Source organism: Erwinia artemisiae, from assembly GCF_051400835.1.
Lineage (GTDB): Bacteria > Pseudomonadota > Gammaproteobacteria > Enterobacterales > Enterobacteriaceae > Erwinia > Erwinia aeris.
Genome location: NZ_JBLFFM010000001.1, coordinates 632,320 through 655,193, shown reverse-complemented (window position 1 = coordinate 655,193; position 22,874 = coordinate 632,320). Strand labels below are relative to the sequence as shown.

The 22,874-nt window shown below is 55.2% G+C and carries 21 protein-coding genes; 11 read left to right on the top strand and 10 right to left on the bottom strand.

From position 1 onward, the window contains the following. Nucleotides 1-27 precede the first annotated feature (27 nt). The gene (locus ACMGEE_RS03110) at nucleotides 28-531 is read right to left on the bottom strand and encodes a phenolic acid decarboxylase (protein ID WP_125290081.1); all 504 of its coding nucleotides are present in this window, start codon (nucleotides 529-531) and stop codon (nucleotides 28-30) included. Between the two features lie 95 nt (nucleotides 532-626). Between ACMGEE_RS03110 and ACMGEE_RS03105 the strand changes: the two genes are divergently transcribed. Both ACMGEE_RS03105 and dcp read left to right on the top strand, forming a co-directional pair. Further along, entirely contained in the window at nucleotides 627-1,490 is an 864-nt protein-coding gene (locus ACMGEE_RS03105) for a LysR family transcriptional regulator (RefSeq protein WP_370734001.1), read from the top strand. Nucleotides 1,491-1,535: 45 nt separating this feature from the next. Further along, nucleotides 1,536-3,584: a peptidyl-dipeptidase Dcp gene (gene dcp / locus ACMGEE_RS03100; RefSeq protein WP_436829655.1), complete on the top strand. Its 2,049-nt coding sequence runs from the start codon at nucleotides 1,536-1,538 to the stop codon at nucleotides 3,582-3,584. A gap of 44 nt (nucleotides 3,585-3,628) precedes the next feature. Here dcp and hpxO read toward each other — a convergent pair whose 3' ends face one another. Continuing rightward, nucleotides 3,629-4,786: an FAD-dependent urate hydroxylase HpxO gene (hpxO, locus tag ACMGEE_RS03095; protein ID WP_369894789.1), complete on the bottom strand. Its 1,158-nt coding sequence runs from the start codon at nucleotides 4,784-4,786 to the stop codon at nucleotides 3,629-3,631. A 291-nt stretch (nucleotides 4,787-5,077) separates the two neighbouring features. On the opposite strand from hpxO, the gene ACMGEE_RS03090 reads away from it, so the two are divergent. The 4 genes from ACMGEE_RS03090 to ACMGEE_RS03075 all read left to right on the top strand — a co-directional run bounded on the left by ACMGEE_RS03090 (nucleotide 5,078) and on the right by ACMGEE_RS03075 (nucleotide 8,168). Further along, the gene (locus ACMGEE_RS03090) at nucleotides 5,078-5,713 is read left to right on the top strand and encodes an aspartate/glutamate racemase family protein (protein ID WP_436829654.1); all 636 of its coding nucleotides are present in this window, start codon (nucleotides 5,078-5,080) and stop codon (nucleotides 5,711-5,713) included. A gap of 80 nt (nucleotides 5,714-5,793) precedes the next feature. Then, on the top strand, nucleotides 5,794-6,240 hold the full coding sequence (locus ACMGEE_RS03085) for a DUF441 domain-containing protein (RefSeq protein WP_125290076.1): 447 nt from the start codon (nucleotides 5,794-5,796) through the stop codon (nucleotides 6,238-6,240). Between the two features lie 60 nt (nucleotides 6,241-6,300). Beyond that, entirely contained in the window at nucleotides 6,301-6,714 is a 414-nt protein-coding gene (locus ACMGEE_RS03080) for a hypothetical protein (RefSeq protein WP_301729604.1), read from the top strand. Nucleotides 6,715-6,875: 161 nt separating this feature from the next. Next, nucleotides 6,876-8,168, top strand: coding sequence for a glycoside hydrolase family 10-like protein (locus ACMGEE_RS03075; RefSeq protein WP_436829653.1), 1,293 nt, complete (start codon nucleotides 6,876-6,878; stop codon nucleotides 8,166-8,168). 48 nt (nucleotides 8,169-8,216) lie between these two features. Here ACMGEE_RS03075 and ACMGEE_RS03070 read toward each other — a convergent pair whose 3' ends face one another. Then, nucleotides 8,217-9,491, bottom strand: coding sequence for a Glu/Leu/Phe/Val family dehydrogenase (locus tag ACMGEE_RS03070; RefSeq protein ID WP_253454327.1), 1,275 nt, complete (start codon nucleotides 9,489-9,491; stop codon nucleotides 8,217-8,219). A 489-nt stretch (nucleotides 9,492-9,980) separates the two neighbouring features. Between ACMGEE_RS03070 and eptB the strand changes: the two genes are divergently transcribed. Together eptB and fabV are read left to right on the top strand one after the other, a co-directional pair. Beyond that, nucleotides 9,981-11,636 (top strand): kdo(2)-lipid A phosphoethanolamine 7''-transferase, encoded by a 1,656-nt coding sequence (eptB, locus tag ACMGEE_RS03065; protein WP_253454326.1) that lies wholly within the window; start codon nucleotides 9,981-9,983, stop codon nucleotides 11,634-11,636. A 363-nt stretch (nucleotides 11,637-11,999) separates the two neighbouring features. Further along, nucleotides 12,000-13,196 carry an enoyl-ACP reductase FabV gene (gene fabV, locus ACMGEE_RS03060; protein WP_253454325.1) on the top strand — a complete coding sequence of 399 codons (1,197 nt, stop codon included), beginning with the start codon at nucleotides 12,000-12,002 and terminating at the stop codon, nucleotides 13,194-13,196. A gap of 48 nt (nucleotides 13,197-13,244) precedes the next feature. Here the strand turns inward: fabV and ACMGEE_RS03055 are convergent, their stop codons facing one another. Further along, complete coding sequence (locus ACMGEE_RS03055; RefSeq protein WP_436829652.1) at nucleotides 13,245-13,901, bottom strand: helix-turn-helix transcriptional regulator; 657 nt, start codon at nucleotides 13,899-13,901, stop codon at nucleotides 13,245-13,247. 5 nt (nucleotides 13,902-13,906) lie between these two features. After that, nucleotides 13,907-14,590, bottom strand: a complete 684-nt coding sequence (locus ACMGEE_RS03050; RefSeq protein WP_436829651.1) for a helix-turn-helix transcriptional regulator — start codon at nucleotides 14,588-14,590, stop codon at nucleotides 13,907-13,909. A 229-nt stretch (nucleotides 14,591-14,819) separates the two neighbouring features. On the opposite strand from ACMGEE_RS03050, the gene ACMGEE_RS03045 reads away from it, so the two are divergent. Then, nucleotides 14,820-15,071: a helix-turn-helix domain-containing protein gene (locus tag ACMGEE_RS03045; RefSeq protein WP_301250934.1), complete on the top strand. Its 252-nt coding sequence runs from the start codon at nucleotides 14,820-14,822 to the stop codon at nucleotides 15,069-15,071. A 129-nt stretch (nucleotides 15,072-15,200) separates the two neighbouring features. Here ACMGEE_RS03045 and ACMGEE_RS03040 read toward each other — a convergent pair whose 3' ends face one another. After that, complete coding sequence (locus ACMGEE_RS03040) at nucleotides 15,201-16,658, bottom strand: pyridoxal phosphate-dependent decarboxylase family protein (RefSeq protein ID WP_370734003.1); 1,458 nt, start codon at nucleotides 16,656-16,658, stop codon at nucleotides 15,201-15,203. 5 nt (nucleotides 16,659-16,663) lie between these two features. After that, the gene (locus tag ACMGEE_RS03035) at nucleotides 16,664-18,055 is read right to left on the bottom strand and encodes a diaminobutyrate--2-oxoglutarate transaminase (RefSeq protein ID WP_436829650.1); all 1,392 of its coding nucleotides are present in this window, start codon (nucleotides 18,053-18,055) and stop codon (nucleotides 16,664-16,666) included. A gap of 589 nt (nucleotides 18,056-18,644) precedes the next feature. On the opposite strand from ACMGEE_RS03035, the gene ACMGEE_RS03030 reads away from it, so the two are divergent. Beyond that, a complete protein-coding gene (locus ACMGEE_RS03030) occupies nucleotides 18,645-19,109 on the top strand; it encodes a VapA/VapB family virulence-associated protein (RefSeq protein ID WP_301729601.1) in 465 nt (154 codons plus the stop codon). Nucleotides 19,110-19,256: 147 nt separating this feature from the next. After that, entirely contained in the window at nucleotides 19,257-20,144 is an 888-nt protein-coding gene (locus ACMGEE_RS03025) for a glycosyltransferase family 17 protein (RefSeq protein WP_301250933.1), read from the top strand. Nucleotides 20,145-20,171: 27 nt separating this feature from the next. Here ACMGEE_RS03025 and ACMGEE_RS03020 read toward each other — a convergent pair whose 3' ends face one another. From ACMGEE_RS03020 to ACMGEE_RS03010, 3 genes are all read right to left on the bottom strand, one after another. Beyond that, the gene (locus tag ACMGEE_RS03020) at nucleotides 20,172-20,576 is read right to left on the bottom strand and encodes a (R)-mandelonitrile lyase (RefSeq protein WP_436829649.1); all 405 of its coding nucleotides are present in this window, start codon (nucleotides 20,574-20,576) and stop codon (nucleotides 20,172-20,174) included. A gap of 630 nt (nucleotides 20,577-21,206) precedes the next feature. After that, complete coding sequence (locus ACMGEE_RS03015) at nucleotides 21,207-21,614, bottom strand: DUF2000 family protein (RefSeq protein ID WP_125290061.1); 408 nt, start codon at nucleotides 21,612-21,614, stop codon at nucleotides 21,207-21,209. Nucleotides 21,615-21,647: 33 nt separating this feature from the next. Then, a complete protein-coding gene (locus tag ACMGEE_RS03010; RefSeq protein ID WP_125290060.1) occupies nucleotides 21,648-22,502 on the bottom strand; it encodes an AraC family transcriptional regulator in 855 nt (284 codons plus the stop codon). Nucleotides 22,503-22,874: the final 372 nt, after the last annotated feature.

Below are 22,874 nucleotides of genomic sequence, written 5' to 3'. Positions count from 1 at the left end.
GTCACGCGATAAAATCTGATTGACTGATTATTTGAGGTTATCAGGAAAATTCGCAGGCAGCTCGCTGGCCGCACAGTCAATCACGCTGTCGTTATCGGGTCCGCAGTCGCGGATAAACGTGATCGTCGCGAACTCATCGATAATTTCCGTTGGATAAGCCGGGCCGGCTTCGCGATAGCGTTCCATTTCCGCAATATGCTCGTTCTGGAAACAAACGGTTTTTTGCGGGTCATTCATGACCCAGCGCGGGAAGAAGATGGTGCCGTGAAACAGGCGGTCGCCCAGGTTAGCTATCAGGCTGACGTCGGTGCCGGTCGGCTCCGTCCAGGAAATTTTATAGCTCTCCTCGCCGACACGCACGATATAAGCCCGCTGATCTTTCACCCAGCGGTTGCCGACCATGCCGCTGTGAATACGATAATCCAGCGTCTGCTCGTTCTTGACGTAAATTTCGTAATTCCAGCCGTTGTCGTAGGTATAAACCAGGTGTTTACCGATAAAGCCGCTCAGGTCATTTCGATCGAATTTCATCTTATCCTCCTGTGTTTTTTTGACACTTTATCGGTTTATTTTCTGAATTAATAACGCTAATTTTAAGTCAAATTCATCTGATAATTAAATCAATCATGCATAAAACGACGCTGGAACAGTGGGCGCTGCTGGAGAAAGTGGTGGAGTCGGGCAGCTTTGCGAAAGCAGCGGAGGCGACCTGCCGCAGCCAGTCTTCGGTCAGCTACAACCTCGCGCTGCTGCAGGAAAGGCTGGGCGTGGCGCTGCTGCGGCCTGAAGGGCGGCGGACCGTACTGACGGCGGCGGGCGAGCAGCTGCTGGCGCGGGTCAGACCCTTGCTGAAAGCGTTCTGGTATGTGGAAGCCCATGCCGCTCTGTTGACCACGGGCGTGCGGACGCGCCTGGATTTAGTGGTGGATGCCATTTTCCCGCGCGGGCGCCTGTTTACCATTCTGCGGCAGTTTCAGCAGCAGCATCCGCATACGCAGGTAAACCTTACCGAAGTGCTGGAAAGCAATGCGGCAGAAAGGCCGGAAGCGGACGTGATGGTGCTGACGCGTCGTCAGGATCTGACCGGTCGGGGAGAATGGCTGATGAATATTGATTTTGTCGCGGTGGCGCATCGCGATCATCCGTTGCACCAGCAGGCGGCACCGCTGAGCGGCGAGGATCTGGCGGTTTACCCGCTTATCCGCATCGCGGAGCGGGAATCCGACGGCCAGGACGACAGCCTCGATGCGGCCGAATGCTGGACTTTCTCCACCATTGATGCCGCGGCGGAGGCCGTGATCGCGCAGGTCGGCTACGGCTGGCTGCCGGAAGAGCGTATCGCCTCGCAGCTGGCTGCCGGCACGCTGAAAATTCTTCCCATGACGCACGGCGGCAGACGTGCTACACCCTTACATCTGATTGTTAAAGATTTATCATCGGACGATCGGCAAATCCAGACGCTGACCAGGCTGTTCAGCATGCCTGCCTGATGCCGCCCGTTTCGCCTATTCGGAGAGTCGATAAGGAGTCATGCCATGCCCACTAATCCGTTCAGCCAGCCCAGCCCGCTGCCGTTTCAGGCGCCGCCTTTAGATCGCATTACCGAAGCCGACTATCGTCCGGCGCTGGAAGAGGGAATGCGGCAAAAACGGGAAGAGGTAGAGCGCATCGCCAACAGCGCCGAGCCGCCGACCTTCGCCAATACTTATCAGGCGCTGGAGCAGTGCGGACTGATGCTCCGGCGCGTGGAGAGCGTGTTTAACGCCATGACGTCAGCCAACACCAGCGATCTGCTCCAGCAGCTTGACGAGGAGATGTCGCCACGGCTGACGGCGCTGGAGGATGATATCCGCCTAAACAGCCAGCTGTTTGCACGTCTCGACAGCGTTTACCAGCAGCGCCAGAGCCTGGGGCTGGACGACGAATCGCTGCGCCTGGTGGAAGTAACCTGGCAGGCGTTTCAGCTCGCCGGGGCCAGCCTCAGTGACGACACAAAAGCGCAGCTGAAGGTGCTGAATCAGCAGGCGGCCACGCTGACCACGCAGTTCACCAATAAGCTGCTGGCGGCGACCAAAGCGGGCGGGCTTGCCGTCAACGATGCGGCGGCGCTGGCAGGGTTAAGCGAGGCCGAACTGAGCGCGGCCGCCGCAGCGGCGCAGGAGAAAGGCCTGCAGCCGCAGTGGCTGCTGGTGCTGCAAAACACCACGCAGCAGCCGGCTCTGCAAAGCCTCAGCAACCGCGACACGCGGGAGGCGCTGTTTTCGGCTGCCTGGCAACGGGCTGAAAAGGGCGACGGCAACGATACCCGCGCGCCGATCGCTAATCTGGCCAGCATCCGCGCGCGTCAGGCGCAGCTGTTGGGGTTTGCCAGCTATGCCGACTGGAAGCTTCAGGATCAGACGGCCTCAACTCCCCAGGCCGCACTCGATTTTATGCGTGCCATCGTGCCTGCCGCCACCGCGCGTGCTAACCGCGAGGCGGCGGATATTCAGGCGGTGATTGACCAGCAGCAGGGCGGTTTCCGCCTTCAGCCCTGGGACTGGCTGTTCTACGCCGAACAGGTGCGCAAGGCGAATTACGATCTGGATGAAAACCAGATCAAACCTTACCTTGAGCTGAATAACGTACTGGAAAACGGCGTATTTTGGGCAGCCACCCAACTTTATGGCATTACCTTTAAGGCGCGCAGCGATATCCCGGTTTACCATCCCGACGTGCGCGTCTATGAAATTCTGGACGTCGATGGCGAACCGATGGCGCTGTTCTATACCGACTATTTCAAGCGCGACAACAAGGGCGGCGGCGCGTGGATGGGTAATTTTGTTGAACAGTCCACGCTGCTCGGCACTAAGCCCGTTATTTATAACGTCTGCAACTATCCCAAACCGCCTGAAGGGCAGCCCGCGCTGCTCGCCTGGGACGACGTGATTACGCTGTTCCACGAGTTCGGCCACACGCTGCACGGTCTGTTCGCCGAACAGCGTTATCCCTCGCTTTCCGGCACCGCCACGCCCAGGGATTTCGTTGAGTTCCCCTCTCAGCTTAACGAACACTGGGCCAGCGATCCGCAGGTATTCAGCCATTTCGCCCGCCACTATCAAACCGGCGAGCCGATGCCCACGGCGCTGCATAAGAAAATCATCAACGCCAGCAAGTTCAATAAAGGCTACGACATGACCGAGCTGCTGGCCGCGGCGCTGCTGGATATGCACTGGCACAGCCTGGCCGCTGACCAGCAGGAGCAGGACGTCGCCACTTTTGAACAGCAGGCGCTGGAAGCCGAGCAAATCGCGCTCGCCGCCGTGCCGCCACGCTATCGCTCCAGCTATTTTCAGCATATCTGGGGCGGCGGCTATGCGGCAGGCTACTACGCCTATCTGTGGACGCAGATGCTGGCCGACGACGGTTTTGTCTGGTTCAGCGAGCACGGCGGCCTGACGCGGGAAAACGGCCAGCGGTTCCGCGACGCCGTTCTGTCGCGCGGCAACAGCGGGGATCTGAAAGCGCTGTATGCACAGTGGCGCGGCAGAGAGCCGGAAATCGAAGCCATGCTGATTAACCGGGGATTAAAAGAAGAAGGCTGACGGCGTCTTCAGCGCGACGGCAGCCACCGTCGCGCTGGCGTGAGTCAGGCGAAAGGCCCGCCCTGAATGGTGTCGCACATGCCCTGAAGAATGCGCTCGCCGGTTTCGCTTTGCAGTTCCCGATACCACTGCTCCGTGACGGCCATATCCTTGCCGTGCGTAACGTCGCAGCGTTTGCGGGCTTTCAATACCAGATCCTTCACGCGTCCGGCGCGCCGGGCCTGATAGCGCAGCAGCGCGTCTTCAATACCCATCGAATGCGTTTGCAGGCAGTTTGCCAGCACTACCGCATCTTCCATTGCCGCGCAGCCGCCCTGACCAATATCGGGCGTGGTGCTGTGCGCCGCATCGCCCAGCAATGCCACGCGGCCTTTTACCAGCTGAGGAAACGGTTCGATATCATGGATTTCCACACGGTTGGTGGTGGCCGGATCGATCTGCGCAATCAGCTTCTGCACCGGCGCGGCCCAGCCTTGAAAATAGCGTTGCAAATCGGCGCGCAGCGTGCTGCGATCTTCCGCCAGCCCCGGCGGCAGCGGCACGTCAAAGAAAAAGTAAAAGCGGTTGTTCGCCACCGGCATCAGCGAAACGCGCTTGCCTTCGCCGACAAAGGTCGTCCACTGCCGGGCTGGCGCGATGCTTTCGTCCAGCGCCACCAGCCCGTTCCAGTTAACATAGCCCGCGTAGCGCCGCGGCACGGTTTGTCCCAGCACGTAAGGACGGACGGCGGAGTGCGCGCCGTCGCAGGCAATCAGCAAATCGCCCTGCGCCTCGCTGCCGTCGGTAAAATACGCCGTCACGCCCCGATCGTGCTGTTCCACGCTCGCCACGCGTTTGCCGAACCGTACCCTGTCAAGGCCATAGTGTCCCAGCAGCATGGACTGTAATTCCGCGCGCGCGACCGGGTAAGGGCGCTCGCCGGACTCGGCAATCAGCGGCGCCAGGCTGAACTGCGTCAGAGGATTGCCCGTCCGCGCATCATGATAGGCCATGGTCTGCATCATGCCGCCCAGCGCCCGCAGCTGCTCTTTCATGCCCAGATAATTCAGGCACTTCACGCCGTTGGGCCAGATGGAGATGGCCGCGCCGACGGGCTTAATTTCTTTTACCGCTTCAAATACTGCGGTTTCGATACCAAAACGCTGCAGCGCAATCGCGGTGCACATGCCGCCGATCCCCGCGCCCATAATCAATGCTTTCATCTGTTTCTCCTTCAGGCTTCCCTGGAGGCTTTGCAACTTTTGTACCAGTTGCGCCGTCCGGTTCGCGCGGGGTGAAACAATCTGAACTATACAGGCGTTATGGCGACGGAGTGCGTCCAGTCCGCGCGCCTGGTGAAACGATCGTTTCGTTAAATTCCTGCTTCAGGCTGGCGCATTGCACCAGCATGGTGATCCATCAGTGAAACAAAAGTGACGGAAAGGGCCGAAGTGTTGGCAAAGCGCTAAAGAATTTGCCACAGTGGCAAAAGACCTTTTTCAGGAGAAAGCAAGATGGCAACCATAGCCTGTCTGCATGCGGCAAGAAGCAACATCGCGCTGTTTGAAGAGGCGCTGCAAGCGCTGGATTATGATGAGGTTCAGCTGCTGCACTGCGTGCAAAGCGAGCTGTTAACTCAGGCGGCAGAAGCGGGCGAAGTGACCGCCGACATTGAGGCGGCCGTCAGCCATATCCTCGACGAGCTGTGCCAGCAGGCCGATGCGGTGATCGTCACCTGTACCACGCTGGGCGTGGTGGCACTGGATCCTAAACGTTTCAGCAAGCCTGTTATTCGCGTGGACGCGGCGCTGGCGAAGGCGGCCTCGCACTATCACGGCGCGGTGCTGGTGCTCTGCACCGCCCATTCTACGCTTGCGGCCACCACGCGGCTGTTCGAGGCGTTTATTCCCGGCAGCCGTCTGGCCGTAGAACTGATCCCGCGCGCCTGGGCCTTTTTCAACCAGGGGGATATGGATGGCTACCATCGTGAGATCGCGCACTATATTCGCGATCGCCACGAGTGTGCGCTGGGCTGTATCGTGCTGGCGCAAAGTTCGATGGCGGGCGCGGCAAAGCAGATCAATACCACGCTGGCGGTGCTGACCGGCCCGGAAACCAGCCTGCAGGCCGCGCTCGAAGCTATTCTTTAATTTTTAAGGCGTTAAAAAGAGCTAGAGCGCAGCGGCAAAGCGTTTTAAGGTGTAGCCCCACGCTTTGACAGGAAACCACTATGTTCGATTTAACGCTGTTTATTCTGCTGTTTCTGGCGGGGCTCAGCTACTTCAGCCACAACCTGACCGTCGCTATCGCTTTGCTGGTGCTGATCGTGGTGCGCATGACGCCGCTGAACGCGCTGTTCCCGTGGATTGAAAAGCAGGGCGTCACCGTCGGGATTGTGATCCTGACCATTGGCGTCATGGCGCCCATTGCCAGCGGCGCGCTGCCGACCAGCACGCTGATGCACTCCTTTCTGAACTGGAAATCCCTGCTGGCGATCGCGGTAGGCATTTTCGTCTCCTGGGTAGGCGGGCGCGGCGTCAGCCTGATGGGATCGCAGCCTACTATCGTCGGCGGCCTGCTGATCGGCACGATTATCGGCGTGTCGCTGTTTCGCGGCGTGCCGGTCGGGCCGCTGATCGCCGCCGGGCTGGTGTCGCTGTTTATCGGTAAAATGTAGCCGTCCGCAGAAAGCGTTCTCTGCTATGATGACGCTCTTTTTTTTCGCCAGGAGAAACCGGTGAGCAAGCAGGACAAGCGCAGCAAGCGCGCCAAACTCAAAGCCAAACAGGCCAACAACGCCCGCGCGCGTGGCAAACAGCTGGATGCGGTCGGCCGCAGCAGCTACGTCGCCACACCCGAAATGATCGAGCTGTTCGCCAGCCTGCCGCCGCTGGACGAGCAGGGCGATATGCCTTTTGTCGGCGACGTTTACCGCTGGTGTGACGAGGAATATGGCTTTGACGGCGATAGTGCGGAAAACGAGATGTTGCAGGTTGCCGCGCTTTGCGTGCTCTATATCCACTGGCGCACCAGCGAAGGCGCGACCTCGCTGAACCAGAACGAGATGATTGAAGCGGCTATCCGCCTGAGCGAAGAAAACGAAGCCTTTAAAACGCATTATCAGGCGGCGCGCACGCTTATAGTAAAATAGCGCTAACGGGCGTTCCGGATGAGGAAACCCGCATAACTGTCCGCGCTTTCCAATGCATTTCCGCCCGGTCGATATCAGCGGCAACGCCGACGCAAAGACGGAAACCATTGCTTTAGCGCTGGTGGAGAAATATCTGACGCCATAACCAGGGAGCAGGCAAGATGTTAATAAAAAGGGGTTCAGGCTGGCTTGGGGCGATGCTGGTGCTGCTTATGGCAGGCTGTAGCCATAAGTCTGAGGTCAAATCGCTGGTCACGCCTTATGTGCCGCCCACGCCCGTAATAAAGCCTCAGCCTGTGCGCGGCGTCTGGCTGGCAACGGTGAACCACCTCGACTGGCCGCCGCCTGCTTCTCTAACGCTTGCCGATCCCGAACTGCGCATCGCGCGACAGCAGCAGGCGCTCGTTCAGCGGCTGGATAAGTATGTGGCGTTGGGCATCAATACGGTCTTTTTCCAGGTGAAGCCTGACGGCACCGCGCTTTATCGCTCCGCGATTTTGCCCTGGTCTGTCGAGCTGACCGGGGCAATCGGCCAGCATCCCGGTTACGATCCGCTGCAGTTTTTGCTCACCGAGGCGCATAAAAGAGGCCTCAAGGTACACGCGTGGCTTAATCCTTACCGGATCACGATGAACACTTCGCCAGCCACGGTCAGTGCGCTGCAAAAAACGCTGCGTCAGTCACCGGCCAGCGTTTTCGTGCTGCATCGCGACTGGGTGCGCGTCGCCAGCGATCGCTACGTGCTGGATCCGGGACTGCCGCAGGTTCGCCAGTGGATCAACAGCGTGGTCGCCGAGCTGGTAAAAAACTATGCGATCGATGGCGTGCAGTTCGATGACTATTTCTATTATGAAACGCCCTCGTCGCCGCTGGATGACAGCCGCAGCTGGCAGCAATACGGCGCAGGCTTTGCTGATAAGGCCAGCTGGCGGCGCAACAATACGCTGCTGCTGGTTAAAGAGGTGGCGGCGACGATCAAGTCCCTGAAGCCGGAGGTGGCGTTCGGCATCAGTCCGGCAGGCGTCTGGCGCAATGCGGACAAAGACGAGCGCGGTTCCGATACGCGCGGCGGCGAGGCTTACGATCAGGCCTTTGCTGATACCCGACTGTGGGTTAAAGAAGGGCTGCTGGATTATATTGCGCCCCAGCTTTACTGGCCGTTCGAGCGGAAAATCGTGCGTTATCCCACGCTGGCGAAATGGTGGGCTGACGTGGTCGGCAGCGGCCCCGTCAAACTTTATATCGGCGTGGCGCTGTATAAAGTGGGCAAGCCTACGGCTACCGAGCCGCAGTGGGGCGAAGAGCAGGGCGTGGCCGAGCTGAAAAGGCAGATTGAGCTCAACGAGACGCAGCCCGGCGTGGCCGGAACCATTCTGTTTCGCGACGCTTTTCTTGACGAGCCGCAAACGCAGCAGGCGGTGAACTACCTGCGCAGCCGCTGGGGTAAGCAGTAAAAAAGGAACGCCGCCCGTAAGAGGCGGCGTTCTGTTTTTGCAGGCTGCCTAGCCCGGATAAATGCCGCGATCTTTCCTTGCCATCAAAATACGCTCACAGGCAACGATATAGGCAGCGGTACGCAGGCTGCACTCTTTTTCCCGCGCTTTGTCCCAGATATGGATCATCGCTTCGGACATAATTTTGTCCATTCGCTCATTGATCTCGCTCTCGCTCCAGAAGAAGCTGGCCATATCCTGCACCCACTCGAAGTAGCTGACCGTTACGCCGCCCGCGTTACAGATAACGTCCGGCACTACGGTAATGCCGCGCGACGCCAGCATATCGTCTGCGTCCGGGTAGGTTGGGCCGTTAGCGCCTTCCAGGATCAGCTTGCAGCTCAGTTTTTCCGCGCGCTCACGGGTGATTTGTCCTTCCAGCGCCGCCGGGATCAGAATATCCATCGGCAGCTGCCAGAACGCTTCCGCGTCAATCGTCTGCGCGCCGCTGAACCCGGCGATATTTTTATGCGTCGCCTGCCAGTCGGTCAGCGCGGTCAGATCGATGCCTTCGGCATTGTAAAGCGTGGCGGAGTGATCCTGAACGGCCACCACCCGCGCGCCAGCGGCGACAAACAGTCGAGCCGCTTCGCTGCCGACGTTGCCGAAGCCCTGAACGGCAAGGCGCGCGCCGTCCGTTTCGATATTCAGGCGACGGGCGACTTCACGACCGGTAACAAATACGCCCCGACCGGTGGCTTTTTCACGGCCCAGCGATCCGCCGAGATGCACCGGCTTGCCGGTCACCACGCCGGTAATGGTGGTGCCCTGATTCATGGAATAGGTATCCATCATCCAGGCCATTACTTTGGCATTGGTGCCCACGTCCGGCGCCGGAATATCCTTTTGCGGGCCGATCACCAGGCCGATTTCGCTGGTGTAGCGACGGGTCAGTCGCTCCAGTTCGCCTTCGGAAAGCTTAAAGGGATCGACGCGGATGCCGCCTTTGGCACCGCCGTAAGGCAGGTTCACCGCGGCGCACTTGATGGTCATCCAGGCGGAAAGCGCCATGACCTCATTTAAGTCGACGTTGGGATGATAGCGAACGCCGCCCTTGCCCGGCCCGCGCGACAGATTGTGCTGCACGCGAAAGCCTTCAAAGTGACGAATGGAGCCATCGTCCATCTGAAGAGGAATATCCACGATCAGCGCGCGTTTAGGATGGCGTAGCGTATCGACCCAGCGACTCAGCTCGCCCAGGTAGGGCGCGACGCGATCGATCTGCTGCAGGTAGGTGGACCAGGCGGTGTTGGGGCTTTCTGACGCGTAAGATAGCTTATCCATAACAATGCTTTCCTGACAGTTATAAATGCTACGAAATGATGAGGGAGCCAGTGCTTCTGACCTGAACGCGGCATAATCTAACATTAATGAGTTGTTTTTAATTCATTAAATTAATGTTAATAAGAGCACGGAAAGGTGGATCGGCTGAGGGCAGGCGAATAATTAATTACCGCATTGACCCGTAGCCAGCCTTTGTATCAGGCTTTGGGAATAATTATGCATATCCACTGCATGTAGTTCGGTACGCCTTTATTTATCAGAACTTTGAGCCGGTTCAAACTTTGCCGAAAGCCTGCCAGGCGCGCGCGCTGCACGAAAAGATTAACGTCTGCCACATCTTTTGTTACATTATAACACTCACTTTTTCAGTACCAACGGTAAACTCACCTGCGTTTACCTTGTCTTACGCCGTATCGTTAGAATAATAACGTTTTCAATACCAAAGCCGCTTTGGTCATGCCATTCACTGCCATAACAATGACGGGACAGATGAAAAGATTGCTTTTTTTGACGCAGTATCGGGTCTGCTGCTTTATCGCCTTTTACACGGGCATTTTATTAAACCTGCCGATTTTTCTCCGCCGCTTTCATCAGCTTCACTACGACGCCCTGCTGTCGATCGCCATTGAGGTGGTCGCGGCTTTTGCGCTGGTGCTGTTTACCACGCTGCTGGCCTCGCTGGCCGGCCGACTACTGTTCCGTGTTCTGACTTCGCTGCTGGTGGTGTTTTCCGTGGCCGCCAGCTATTACATGATCTTTTTCAACGTCGATATCGGCTACGGCATTATCGCGGCGGTGATGACCACCGACAGTTTCGATCTGTCCAGGGAGTCGGTCGGCTGGGATTTTGGCGTCTGGCTGGGCCTGGTGAGCCTGCTGCCGCTGCTGATCCTGTGGCTCGCGCCGCTGCCGGAAGCGGCCCTGCGGCGGCGTAACGGTGGCGCTATCGCCCGGCGCATCGGCGTCATGCTGGCCGCAGGCCTCTGCTGCTGGCTGCCGCTGAAGGTGATGGGCGAGCACCAGGATAATCTGGATCGCCAGCATAACCGCATGATGGCCAGCTACGGCGGCGTGGTCGCCGGCACCTATTCGCCATCAAACTGGCTGTCGGGCATGGGGCTGCTGGCCTACAGCAGCTGGAGCCAGGCAGAAGACAGTCGTAAACTGTTCGATCCCGCCGCGCACTTTACCTATAAGCCGCCAAAAGATGCGGACAGCCTCTATATCGTGTTTGTGATTGGCGAAAGCGCGCGGCGCGATCATATGGGGGTTTACGGTTACCAGCGCGACAATACGCCTTACCTGGATAAAGAGCCTAATCTGGCTGCGCTCCAGGGTTACTCCTGCGACACCTCAACCAAACTCTCGCTGCGCTGCATGTTTGTGCGCGAGGGCGGCGCGTCGGAAGCGCCAGAGCGCACATTGAAAGAGATGAACGTGTTTTCCGTGCTGAAAAAGCAGGGCTTCTCCTCCGAGCTGTTCGCCATGCAGAGCGAGGCCTGGTTTTACAACAAAGCGCTGGCGGACGACTATGCGCTGCGGGAAACCATTCAGTCCGAAAAGCGCAACGTCGGCAAGCCTATCGACGATATGGCGCTGGTCAGCGAGCTGAAGGATTCTGTCGAGCGTCATCCGCAGGGCAAACACCTGGTTATTCTGCATACCAAAGGGTCGCACTATCTTTATACCGAGCGTTATCCGCGTAGCTTTGCGCGCTATCAGCCGGAATGCCTGGGCATTGACGACGACTGCACCACGCAGCAGATGGTTAACTCTTACGATAACAGCCTGCTTTATACCGATTACGTGCTGGAACAGGTCTTTAATCAGCTGCGCGATCGTAACGCTATTGTGTTTTATGCTTCCGATCACGGCGAGTCGATTTCGCAAAATATGCATTTCCACGGCACGCCGCGCAATCAGGCACCGATGGCGCAGCGCAGCGTGCCGATCATGGTCTGGGCATCCGACAAATTTTTACAGCACCCCGATCACGCGGCGGCCTTTAATCAGCTGAAAAAAATGGCGCAGGATAAAACGCCGGTATTCCACGAAAAGCTGTACGACAGCCTGTTAGGCTGCGCGGGCTTTACCTCGCCGGACGGCGGTATTAATCAGTTGCGTAACTGGTGTCACGTGCCCTGAGTCAGACTGTTAACAGGCAGACTCAGGACTGCCGTAAGATTGATGACAAACGCAATGGCCTGGCGGTGCACTGCCGTTTTTGGCAGCAATACCACCGCTTCATTACGGCAAAGGCTGAGCGGAAAGCAAACGCGCATGGACGCGCGCAACGAGCCGCCACGGATGGGTTCACGGCGTTTTCGTATTCCGCTGCCGCTTTTCACCCGCTCAGGCGCGAGCGGTTGTATAAAGACTGAATAAATAATATGCAAAGCGCTCGTGTTAAAAGCGTCTGTAGACGATAAGCTACTGTCAACTTTGCCTGAAACGCCACAAGCAGGTATTCTACGGGCCATATTTACTGAGACGGTTATTGAGGTCGACATGATTATTAAACCACGCATTCGTGGCTTCATCTGTGTTACCGCCCATCCGGCGGGTTGCAAAGCTAACGTTGAAAAACAAATTGATTACGTGACCCGCCAGGGCAAAATTGCCAACGGCCCTAAAAAGGTGCTGGTGATTGGCGCTTCTACGGGTTACGGCCTTGCTGCCCGCATCTCTGCCGCCTTTGGCTGCGAAGCCGATACGCTGGGCGTGTTCTTCGAGCGTCCGGGCGAAGAAAACAAACCGGCTACCGCTGGCTGGTATAACTCTGCGGCTTTTGAAGAGCTGGCGGAAGCGAAGGGCCTGTATGCAAAAAGCATCAACGGCGACGCTTACTCAGACGAAGTAAAGCAAAAGACCATTGAGCTGATTAAACAGGATCTGGGTCAGGTCGATCTGGTGGTATACAGCCTGGCTGCGCCGCGTCGTACCCATCCAAAAACCGGCGAAGTCTTTAACTCTACGCTGAAACCGGTTGGCAAAACGCTGCACACGCGCGGCTTGAACACCGATAAAGAAACCATTACCGATATCACGCTGGAACCGGCTTCTCAGGAAGAGATCGACGGCACCGTAGCGGTGATGGGCGGCGAAGACTGGCAGATGTGGATTGACGATCTGAACGCGGCCGGCGTGCTGGCTGAAGGCGCGAAAACCACCGCCTTTACCTATCTTGGCGAGCAGATCACCCACGATATCTACTGGAACGGTTCTATCGGCGAAGCCAAGAAAGACCTGGACAAGCGCGTCCTGACTATTCGCGACACGCTGGCGGAAAAGGGCGGCGACGCGCGTGTTTCCGTACTGAAAGCCGTGGTTACCCAGGCCAGCTCTGCTATTCCGGTGATGCCGCTTTACCTGTCGCTGCTGTTTAAAGTGATGAAGGAAAAGGGCACTCACGAAGGCTGCATCGAGCAGGTTTACGGCCTGTTCAAAGACAGCCTGTACAACGCCTCACCAATTCTTGACGATGTTGGCCGCCTGCGTGCCGACTACAAAGAGCTGCAGCCAGAAGTGCAGGATGAAGTGGTGAAGCTGTGGCCGACCGTCACTAACGAAAACCTGAACGAGCTGACCGACTTCGTTGGCTACAAAACAGAGTTTATGCACCTGTTCGGCTTTGGCCTGGACGGCGTGGATTACGACGCAGACGTCAACCCGGATGTGAAAATCAAAAATCTGGTGCAGATGTAAGCGTAAAGGCGTCCTGCGGGACGCCTTTCTTTCACGCCTGCTAAATTTTTAGCCGAATTTGCCAGAAAAAGTGATATAGCCTTTTTTAAGAAAAAACGGCGGAATATAATTATCCCATCCTTTACGCTGGCAATATTGAGTAAGCGCGATTCCGTGCATTACGTTAGCTTTTTCACAGCAGCGGGCTATTCTGTTTCTTAACGTAAGTTTGCTAACGTTGAGCATAGCTGACATGCGATCTCTTTTCATTCCACATAAAAGCAGCAGAATAACTTCCCACTCCCGATTGGTAAAAAGCGGGGAAGGTGCAGTAAAAGTAAGAGGTTTACGAGAGTGCTGACACAGAAATGTTGAAAAGTAGACGTTTGTGATTTCAATATAATTACAAATTATGCCAGGTGAGCCGTCAGGCAATCGCCAGAGACGCTTTTCAACCAAATAAGCCTGTTTTCTGTTATTTCCTTCTTGATTAAATATCCTTAAAACTACGCTCATAGCGCCTGTGGTTATAATTTTTTTATCATCCTTTGTGATTCTTTCGTGAAAATCACAGAGGTCGGGGAACAGGTCTTTATCCGTACAGCCTTTTATTTTTTCGAAAGGCAGGCTGAAATAACGGCAGGCTTTCTGATTGGCATATACGTAACGCGAAGAGGCGTCTTTTATCACCCACCCGAACAGGGAGTAGCTAAAGTAATAGTCCATTTTTATTATCCAGAAATAATAATGTGTCCTTTTTTCAAAAAGAAGGCAGGAACGTAGTTATCTATATTTTTCTCCCTACAAAATTCAATCAGCATGGAGGATGAGCTCACTTCCGCTTTGCGGTAGCAGCTTCTCAGGCGTCCACTGACGGCATGGATAGAAATACCCAGCACATGCGCTACTTCTTTCAGGCTTAAATTACACTGTAACAGATAAACCACTTCCCACTCTTTTTCCGTAAAGAGAGTCGAAGGCGGCTGAAGAGTGACATGCTGACAGAGTTTGCCGTTAAGCAGAGCTCCCGGCGTGATAATATTAACATGCCTGACGCTTATCACCGTGCCGACGCACTGGCGCTGTTCGTTAAATAACGGCTCCTGGATATTATAAGCGGGCTGTAAAATTTTCTCTTTGCCCTGAATATGCGTGGTAATAGCACGTACCGCTTTGCCGGTTTGCTCAATCTCTCTTTCCTGCTGTGCAAATATATCAGCAAACTCGGCTACGGGAACAGGGACATCACGTATATTTAACCCTTCATAATCGAAGCGGGTTGAAATAGTTTGCCATATCTTAAAGGCATTGTTTACGTAAACAAAGTTGGAATTAATGTCTTTGACGGCCCATCCAGTAATCGGATCGTTTTCAAACATATTAATAAGATTTTTCGGAAGCGACTGAATTTTCATAGCGGTAACCCTACATAAAAAGAACCCTATATGAGATAAACCTTACATCAAACAGACCTTTTTTCACCTGCTATAAATAACGTAAAACAGGCTGGTGTGCCAATACCAGAGACACGATTAACAATATCAATTGATAAAAATTAAAAGCCTGAGCCGTATATCATCCGGATTATGCTGTCCACTTAGCTCTACGGAAAGTAATGCGGCCTGCCCATTATAAGGGGATCCGATGAACAAAAATGATATCCACCCGGCAGATATTATTGCCTTATTGAAAAAGAAGGGCACAAACCTATCCGCTGTATCACGAGAAGCGGGGCTGGCCGCCTCTACTTTGGCTAATGCCTTACGAAGACCCTGGCCCAAAGGAGAGCGCCTGATAGCAAAGGCTCTGGAAATGCCGCCGGAAGACATATGGCCCTCAAGATATAAAAGCAGAAACGGGTGCGACCAGCGGCAACAGCTAACCAGGAAACGCTGACAGCCTGAAAAGAGCCGATGGCGCGAAGCGCATTGTCCTGTTGTTGAAAACAGTCTGATGGGATGAATAAAGGCTAATAAAAAAACCGGTAACGGGCGTTACCGGCTTTGATCCGTACAGAACGGATAACTATGCGAGAGAAGCCGCCGTGCGCTCTACCAGCGCCAGCAGAAGCTTGATGTCTTCCAGCGTCACGGTTGGGTTCAGCAGCGTCATCTTCAGGCAGGTTACGCCGTTGTGTTCGGTCACGCCTACGTTGGCGCGCCCGGAATCCAGCAGCGCATCGCCGATCTTCTGGTTAAGCAGGGCGATTGCCGCATCGTCGCCCTGTTGCGGACGGAAGCGGAACAGCACGCTTGCCAGCTGTGGCTCCATCACCAGCTCCAGCGCAGGCTGTTCGGCAACCCAGGCCGCAACCTGCTGCGCCAGCGTTACGCCGTGATCGATGATTTCGGCATACTGCTTCTGGCCCAGCGCTTCCAGACCCATCCACATTTTCAGCGCGTCGAAACGGCGCGTGGTTTGCAGGGATTTGGAAACCAGGTTCGGCACGCCCTGAGCTTCATCGAACTCAGAGTTCAGGTAGGCCGCCTGGTAACGCATCAGCTCGTAGTGACGCGCTTCTTTCAGCAGAAACGCGCCGCAGCTGATGGTCTGGAAGAACTGCTTATGGAAGTCCAGGGTGATGGAATCCACCAGCTCGATGCCGTCCAGATAATGACGATACTTTTCAGAAAGCAGCAGCGCGCCGCCCCATGCCGCATCAACGTGCAGCCAGGTCTCGTTTTCTGCTGCGATCTGCGCGATTTCACGCAAAGGATCGATAGCGCCCGCGTCGGTAGTGCCCGCCGTTGCGACGATAGCCAGCACCTTCTCGCCGTTGGCTTTTGCCAGCGCCAGTTTGTCAGCCAGATCCGCCGTATCCATACGCGCAAAGCGATCGGTTTTCACCAGCGTCACGGAGCGGTAGCCCAGACCCATCAGCGCCATATTCTTCTGCACGGAGAAGTGGGCGTTTTCAGAGCAGAACACTTTAATCTTGCTGAGATCGCCCGGCAGACCATCCTGCTGGACAGAGTGGCCCTGACGCGCAAAGAACGCATCGCGCGCCAGCATCAGCCCCATCAGATTGCTCTGGGTGCCGCCGCTGGTAAAGACGCCCGCGTCGCCGGCCTGATAGCCGACCTGAGCGCGCAGCCATTCAATCAGCTTCATCTCAATGATGGTGGCTGAAGGGCTTTGATCCCAGGAGTCCATGCTCTGGTTGGTGGCGTTGATCAGCACTTCCGCCGCCTGGCTAATCACCAGGCTAGGGCAGTGCAGGTGCGCCACGCACTGCGGATGATGCACAGACAGACTGTCTTTCAGGAAGTACTCGATCGCACGCTCAATGGCGGCCTGGTTGCCCAAGCCCTCCGTGGTGAAATCCAGCGCGATACGCTCACGCAGCTCGGCTACGCTTTTGCCCTGATACATCTCAGGCTGTTGCAGCCACTGCACAACGGCCTGGCTGGTCTGGGCAATAGCCTGCTGGTAGGCTTCGGTGCTCTGCGCCGAAGCTGCCAGAATAGGGTTGGACCGGGACATCAACTTCACTCCGCAGAAACAGGTTTAACGCCGGCAGCAACCAGGGCGACTTCAAATTTATCCAGGAAAATAGCCAGCTCTTCGTTGCTGATCAGCAGCGAAGGCAGCAGGCGCAGCACGCAGCCGTGACGGCCGCCGCGCTCCAGGATCAGGCCAGCTTCAAAGCATTTCTTCTGCAACAGCGCGGAAAGCTCGCCATCGGCTGGGTAGCAACCCATATGATCCTGCGGCTCGTTCGGCTTGACGATCTCAATGCCCAGCATCAGGCCCAGGCCGCGCACGTGGCCGATAACCGGATAGCGCTTCTGCATCTCTGCCAGTTTCGCTTTCAGCCATTCGCCCTGTTCGGCAACTTTATCGGCGATATTGTTGTCTTTCAGGTGACGCAGGGTGGTCAGGCCGGTTGCCATCGCCAGCTGGTTGCCGCGGAAGGTGCCGGTGTGGTGGCCAGGTGCCCAGGCGTCGAACTGCTTTTTGATGCCCAGCACGGCCAGCGGCAGACCGCCGCCTACAGCTTTGGACATCACAATGATGTCCGGCTCGATGCCCGCGTGCTCGAAGGCGAAGAACTTACCGGTACGCGCGAAGCCAGCCTGCACTTCGTCCAGGATCAGCAGAATGCCGTGTTCCTGGGTCACTTTACGGATGCGCTGCAGCCACTCGACCGGAGCCGGGTTCACGCCGCCTTCGCCCTGAACCGCTTCCAGGATCACCGCCGCAGGTTTGCGCACGCCGCTTTCCACGTCGTTGATCAGGTTTTCAAAGTAGTAAGCCAGCGCCTGCTCGCCCGCCTTGCCGCCGATACCCAGCGGGCAGCGGTACAGATGCGGATAAGGCATAAACTGCACTTCCGGCATCATGCCGTTAACGGCTTCTTTCGGCGACAGGTTGCCCGTTACCGCCAGCGCGCCGTGGGTCATTCCGTGGTAGCCGCCGGAGAAGCTAATCACGCCGGTACGGCCGGTGTATTTTTTCGCCAGCTTCAGCGCGGCTTCAACGGCGTCAGCGCCGGAAGGGCCGGTAAACTGCAGGCAGTATTCTTTGCCCTGGCCCGGCAGTAAAGAGAGCAGGTAGGCAGAAAATTCATCTTTCAACGGCGTCGTCAAATCGAGCGTATGTAACGGCAAGCCACTGGTAATGACATTTTGGATGCTCTGCAGCATATCAGGATGGTTGTGGCCAAGCGCCAGCGTACCTGCACCGGCAAGACAATCAAGATATTGATTATTCTCAACATCTGTAATCCAGACTCCCTGTGCTTTAGCAATGGCGAACGGCAGCTTGCGCGGGTAGCTCCGCACGTTCGATTCATATTCAGCCTGACGGGCTAAAAACGCTTCATTGTTTCCTGATGAATTCGCACCAAAATTATCAATACGGACTTTATCCGTCATCATATCTCTCCTACAACCAGGGTTATAAATAACGCCGTAGTTGAAAAATAAATTAAAAGTGTGAGCGCTGTAAAAAAGCGCGGCCAATATAGGACTTTTCAGCCCCCGACTCAATCATTAATTTTGTTAAGATTACTTTAAGTTTTTCCTATAGTAATCAATATGTTGTTGGTTTTCTGACCCATTATCAGCCCGATGCTTTATTAACATCTCTACAACAAAGCACAAAAAAGGCCTTTTTGAACGCTTTGTGGCGTGCAAAAGGCGAGCAAGGCGTTGCTCTACCGGGGCAAAAACCGCTTTAACGGCCAACGAGCTGACATTTACCCGCGTGCTTAATAAGCGCAGCGGCAATAAAACCCGCTTACCCCTGGGCTTATTAAGCGCAGCGGCCGTAACGCGCCGCTTCGTTTATAAATGCCCTGAGGAAAGTCTTAAACAAAATAGAAGCAGACGACTTAACCTGCTGTTTTTAATTATAGAGCAAGCAAAGCCTGCGCGATAATGAAACAATTTTCTCGCTCTGAGCTAAATCATAGGCTGTACTCAAATTAAATAACGCGGGCTTACAATTTGAAACGGGAGTGCGGAAATGAGCAATCTGTTAAATATCAACGCTGAGGAGATCCTTACCCTTTTCCGCAAACATTTTCCGCATCTGCCGGAGGATATGGAGAGCAGCGTTAACGCAATTTTAGTTACCGATCCGCCTCAGGAGGTCAATGCCGAAGTCACGCTTTCAGGGCAGGGTGAAGAGCATCTTATTCACTGTCAGATCATTGAAGGCTATAGCAACACCTGCACCGGCAAGGCCGCTCCGGCTATTTTCCCCTTGCAGCTTGCCAGCACCGGCACGCTCAGCAGCGCGGACTATGCCTTGCTGTTCCGGGATACGGCCCATTTTTACCTGGCCGCCAGCCTGGCGCTGACCGGAATTTTGTTTTATGACGCCGAAAAACAGCAGCTGCTGGGACTTTATACGGGATCGGCCATCGCTTCTGACGACAGCGTATCGTTTCTGCTGGCAGGCGGCTGGCACTCGAAAACGATGGACTGACGAACGGGGCCGTGACGGCCGGATTGTGGAAGAAGACTGTCGTACATCTGCTTACAGGTAATTACGCAAATCTGACAAAATGCTGTAGCGCCGTGTCAATTTCTGTTAATTTGTGGCACTGCTTTTTACGATACAGGCATTATCACCGTGATTTACGACTGCTTTTTATACTATGACGAAGATATGCTGCTGGAAATCCGGCTTAATACGCTCCATAAACACGTAGATAAGTTTGTCGTCGTTGAGTCGCTTTATACGTTTACGGGCAAGAAACGTGAACGTCTGCATTTTGATATCGAAAAATTTGCGGCCTTCAGGGATCAAATTATTTATGTTGTTAACGATCGCGTGCCGGTTATTTATCAGCAGGCTTTTTATTCCAACAGTTCTCTGGTCAACGCAGGGGAGACCGATCCCTGGCAAAACGAAAGCCATGCGCGTAACGCAATTATGCAAGGCCTGACGGACGCGCGGGATGAAGATATCATTATCATATCCGATGTGGATGAGATCCCCCATCCTCAGGCGCTGGCGCAGTTCAGCCACAGGCACCTTTGCACCACGCTCTATCAGCATTTCTATAATTTTAAATTTAATTTGCAGGTCATGAACGAAGACGGGACGCCGCGCCTGTGCAAGCTGCCTAAAATGGTGACCTATAAAAACCTGAAAGGCTTTTTTCACGGCCAGCCCGAGCTGCTGCGCAACGTGAAGCGTAAAGGTACGCCGATTAGGGACAGCTGGCTACGCTGGAACCTGCTGAAATTTCGCACCAAAATCGTTCAGCGGGGTGGCTGGCATTTCTCCTGGGTGATGACGGATGAACGCATCAGCGAAAAGATGTCGACTATTTCTCATATTGAGCACGATCGGCCGGAATTTAATAATCCCGACCATATTCGCCGCTGCGTCGAGAACAATATCGACATCTGGAACCGCCCGCGCAAAATGAAGATAGTGCCGGTCGATAACGAGCATTTGCCGGGCTGGCTGGTGGCTAACAAAGCGCGCTTTCAGGCGTTTTTGAAAGAGTAGCGCGCTCCGTGACCACCGGCGCTCTGCCTATGCTTCGCCGCCATATTGCTCATCGATGACTTTTTCGAGCCATTCCACAACTTTGCCATCCTGCGCTTCCTGGATCGCGATATGGGTCAGCGCGGTTTTGGCGCTGGCGCCATGCCAGTGCTTCTCAAACGGTGGGATCCATACCACGTCGCCGGGACGGATTTCACGCGCCGGTTCGCCCCAGGTCTGCACATAGCCAAAGCCTGCGGTTACGATCAGCGTCTGGCCCAGCGGGTGCGTATGCCAGGCGGTACGGGCGCCTGGTTCAAAGGTGACGCTGCCGCCGCTGGCGCGTGCGGGTTCGTTGGCAGGAAAAAGCGGATCGACGCGCACGGTGCCGGTAAACCAATCTTCAGGGCCTGCATAAGAAGCCTGAGAACCGCATTGATAGATATCAGTCATTATTTTTTCCTTGCAGATGAAAGGCCGACTGCGCCGCAGAACAAGCGAAGAGGGCGGACGAAATGAGATTAACGATAAGCGTAGCGCAAAACGAAGGCGAGAATAAGCTGACTGAACCGAATAAGCTAATGAGTGGCGCTCATGAATAGAAATAATCAATTAATTATTAAGGCTTTATTCTTGTCCTGATCTTTATCGTAAAGCCAGATGCTGATTTTTGCAGTTATTTGCCACGAGAAGTTAAAGGTAACTATGGTTTACAACCTGAATATTATTTTTTAAAAACGCTGACGGGTGGGATAAATAAATGCTCTGAATAATCAAAATCGGTGGGTAAAGTGTTCAGCGCTACGCAGCAAATAACCTGCTACAGCGCAAGAAATGTTCCATCAGCTGAACCATTAAGAGGCTTTTTTAGTACGTTACAGCGATCTGGCCTATAGCGTTTTGTCATTACTATAGTCTGTAGGGTAAAGCGTAAATTGAGATGCCGTATAATGCTTTATTATGAGAGGCTTATAAGGTAACAATACCTCGCTTAAAATAAGCCAAAGCAGAAAGGCTCTTCTTAAAACAGGGCAGCATCAAGGGCGGAACAGCCTGCCCGTGCCGCCCAACAAGAAACGCCGTTTAGCTATGCATCGCAAGGCCTTTAATCGCTTTATCGACCGCTTTCTTAGGGCCGCGAATCGCCAGCCCCACTAAATTAAGATTGTCCGGGTCTTCTGCCTGAAAAGCCTGTCGGTTGGCCTCGTCGTGACCGGTCGAAAACATCGCCTGAACATAAGGGATCAGCGTCAGCTCGCGCGCCAGTCCTTTGCAATGCGCAGCCTGTAAACCGGCGAGATCGGCGGCAAACACCAGCATCGGCTGCCCGGCCATACAACCGTAGCGCTGGCCTTTGGCGTCTATATAAGGTTCGCCCCTAATTTCCGGCGCGGCGTAAGCGATACCGCTGGCTAAAAAGGCCGTTACGTTCAGTCGCTGCCAGATGGCAAGATCCTCGCGCACAATCAGTGCGATTTTACTGTCAAACATGCTGCTCTCCGCTGAGTAAGTCAGCTTTTATCTTCAGCGGAGAGAGGACTGGCGGTATAGAACATTTGTGCACTGCTGCTGGTAAGCCGCAGGCGTAATGCGGTAAGCGCGACGGAACCAGCGGCCAAGATGACTTTGATCGGCGAAGCCCACCTGCGCGGCCGCCTGCGCCGGGTGGCATCCCTGCGCCAGCAGCGCGCGTGCGGTTTTCAGCCGTAGCCTGACCAGATAAGCGTGCGGCGACTGGCCGAACGCCTGCTTAAACTGGCGCGTCAGGCGAAAACGATCCAGGCCAACGGCAAGCGCTACATCGTCCAGTCCAATATCGCTGGTCATTGACTCATGCAGAAAATCCCTGACGCGCAGCATGCCGCACAGATCCTGCGCCGCAGAAGGGCGGCCGTGCAGATGACGCGACAGAAGATCCACCAGCCGATCGAGATTTTGATCGCGGGCGAGCCTGCCTTCGGCGCCATGAATAGTGCTGAAAGCCTGCTGGATCGTCAGGTTGAGCCGATCGTCCTGCATCAGGGTTGAGCGAAAAGCCGCTTCCAGCGCGGAAATCTCGCCCAGGCCGCGCCGCTGGAGCTGAGTATTCAGCCAGCTTTGCGGCAGATAAAGCATGCTGTAGGTAAAGCCTTCCGGATTTGGGGCGTGGCCGTCATGTACCGCGCCCGGCTCAATCAGCATAATCTGTCCCGGCGTGCTGGTATGCAGCCTGCGGTGACAGTTAAAACGCTGTACGCCCATATGCGTTACGCCGACCAGCATCTCGTCATGATCGTGCGGATCGTAGGCGTGCCCGCAAAAATGGGCGTGAACGCTTTCGATGCCGGTTTCATTATCCCGGCGCAAAGTCAGCCAGTCGCCGGTAAGAGAGTTTGACATGGATGCTTTTTCGCCTGTACACCGCTCAGCGGCTAAATAATTCAGGCGAGTAAACTAGCATCCACGCCAGCCGCGGCGCAAGGTGGCCTCAATAAGACGCAATCCTTATCGAAGCCGTTGCCGGGTGGCCTCAATAAGACGCAATCCTTATCGAAGCCGTTGCCGGGTGGCCGCAGAAAAAGTAAAACCGCACAAAAGGCGATAATTGATCTGGCGTAAATTTCGCCATTTTCCCGTTTTTTTCAGGTAATTTAAGCCGTTTTTGAACAGGTTTACCTGCTAAATCATTTAGTTAAGTCATTAATAATTTGTAGTACTAATTGACGGGCAGCGGCATCCGCCTTCTGGCAGGATACGCATCCACGCAATGTG

Bases quoted from the DNA above. Each gene is read 5' to 3' on its own strand.
- ACMGEE_RS03085 (WP_125290076.1), top strand. From the start codon at position 5,794: ATGTTCGATTTAACGCTGTTTATTCTGCTGTTTCTGGCGGGGCTCAGC.
- ACMGEE_RS03020 (WP_436829649.1), bottom strand. From the start codon at position 20,576: ATGACTGATATCTATCAATGCGGTTCTCAGGCTTCTTATGCAGGCCCT.
- ACMGEE_RS03015 (WP_125290061.1), bottom strand. From the start codon at position 21,614: ATGTTTGACAGTAAAATCGCACTGATTGTGCGCGAGGATCTTGCCATC.
- ACMGEE_RS03040 (WP_370734003.1), bottom strand. From the start codon at position 16,658: ATGTCCCGGTCCAACCCTATTCTGGCAGCTTCGGCGCAGAGCACCGAA.
- ACMGEE_RS03075 (WP_436829653.1), top strand. From the start codon at position 6,876: ATGTTAATAAAAAGGGGTTCAGGCTGGCTTGGGGCGATGCTGGTGCTG.
- dcp (WP_436829655.1), top strand. From the start codon at position 1,536: ATGCCCACTAATCCGTTCAGCCAGCCCAGCCCGCTGCCGTTTCAGGCG.
- ACMGEE_RS03070 (WP_253454327.1), bottom strand. From the start codon at position 9,491: ATGGATAAGCTATCTTACGCGTCAGAAAGCCCCAACACCGCCTGGTCC.
- ACMGEE_RS03105 (WP_370734001.1), top strand. From the start codon at position 627: ATGCATAAAACGACGCTGGAACAGTGGGCGCTGCTGGAGAAAGTGGTG.
- ACMGEE_RS03045 (WP_301250934.1), top strand. From the start codon at position 14,820: ATGAACAAAAATGATATCCACCCGGCAGATATTATTGCCTTATTGAAA.
- fabV (WP_253454325.1), top strand. From the start codon at position 12,000: ATGATTATTAAACCACGCATTCGTGGCTTCATCTGTGTTACCGCCCAT.
- ACMGEE_RS03010 (WP_125290060.1), bottom strand. From the start codon at position 22,502: ATGTCAAACTCTCTTACCGGCGACTGGCTGACTTTGCGCCGGGATAAT.
- eptB (WP_253454326.1), top strand. From the start codon at position 9,981: ATGAAAAGATTGCTTTTTTTGACGCAGTATCGGGTCTGCTGCTTTATC.
- ACMGEE_RS03110 (WP_125290081.1), bottom strand. From the start codon at position 531: ATGAAATTCGATCGAAATGACCTGAGCGGCTTTATCGGTAAACACCTG.
- hpxO (WP_369894789.1), bottom strand. From the start codon at position 4,786: ATGAAAGCATTGATTATGGGCGCGGGGATCGGCGGCATGTGCACCGCG.
- ACMGEE_RS03055 (WP_436829652.1), bottom strand. From the start codon at position 13,901: ATGGACTATTACTTTAGCTACTCCCTGTTCGGGTGGGTGATAAAAGAC.
- ACMGEE_RS03030 (WP_301729601.1), top strand. From the start codon at position 18,645: ATGAGCAATCTGTTAAATATCAACGCTGAGGAGATCCTTACCCTTTTC.
- ACMGEE_RS03050 (WP_436829651.1), bottom strand. From the start codon at position 14,590: ATGAAAATTCAGTCGCTTCCGAAAAATCTTATTAATATGTTTGAAAAC.
- ACMGEE_RS03090 (WP_436829654.1), top strand. From the start codon at position 5,078: ATGGCAACCATAGCCTGTCTGCATGCGGCAAGAAGCAACATCGCGCTG.
- ACMGEE_RS03035 (WP_436829650.1), bottom strand. From the start codon at position 18,055: ATGATGACGGATAAAGTCCGTATTGATAATTTTGGTGCGAATTCATCA.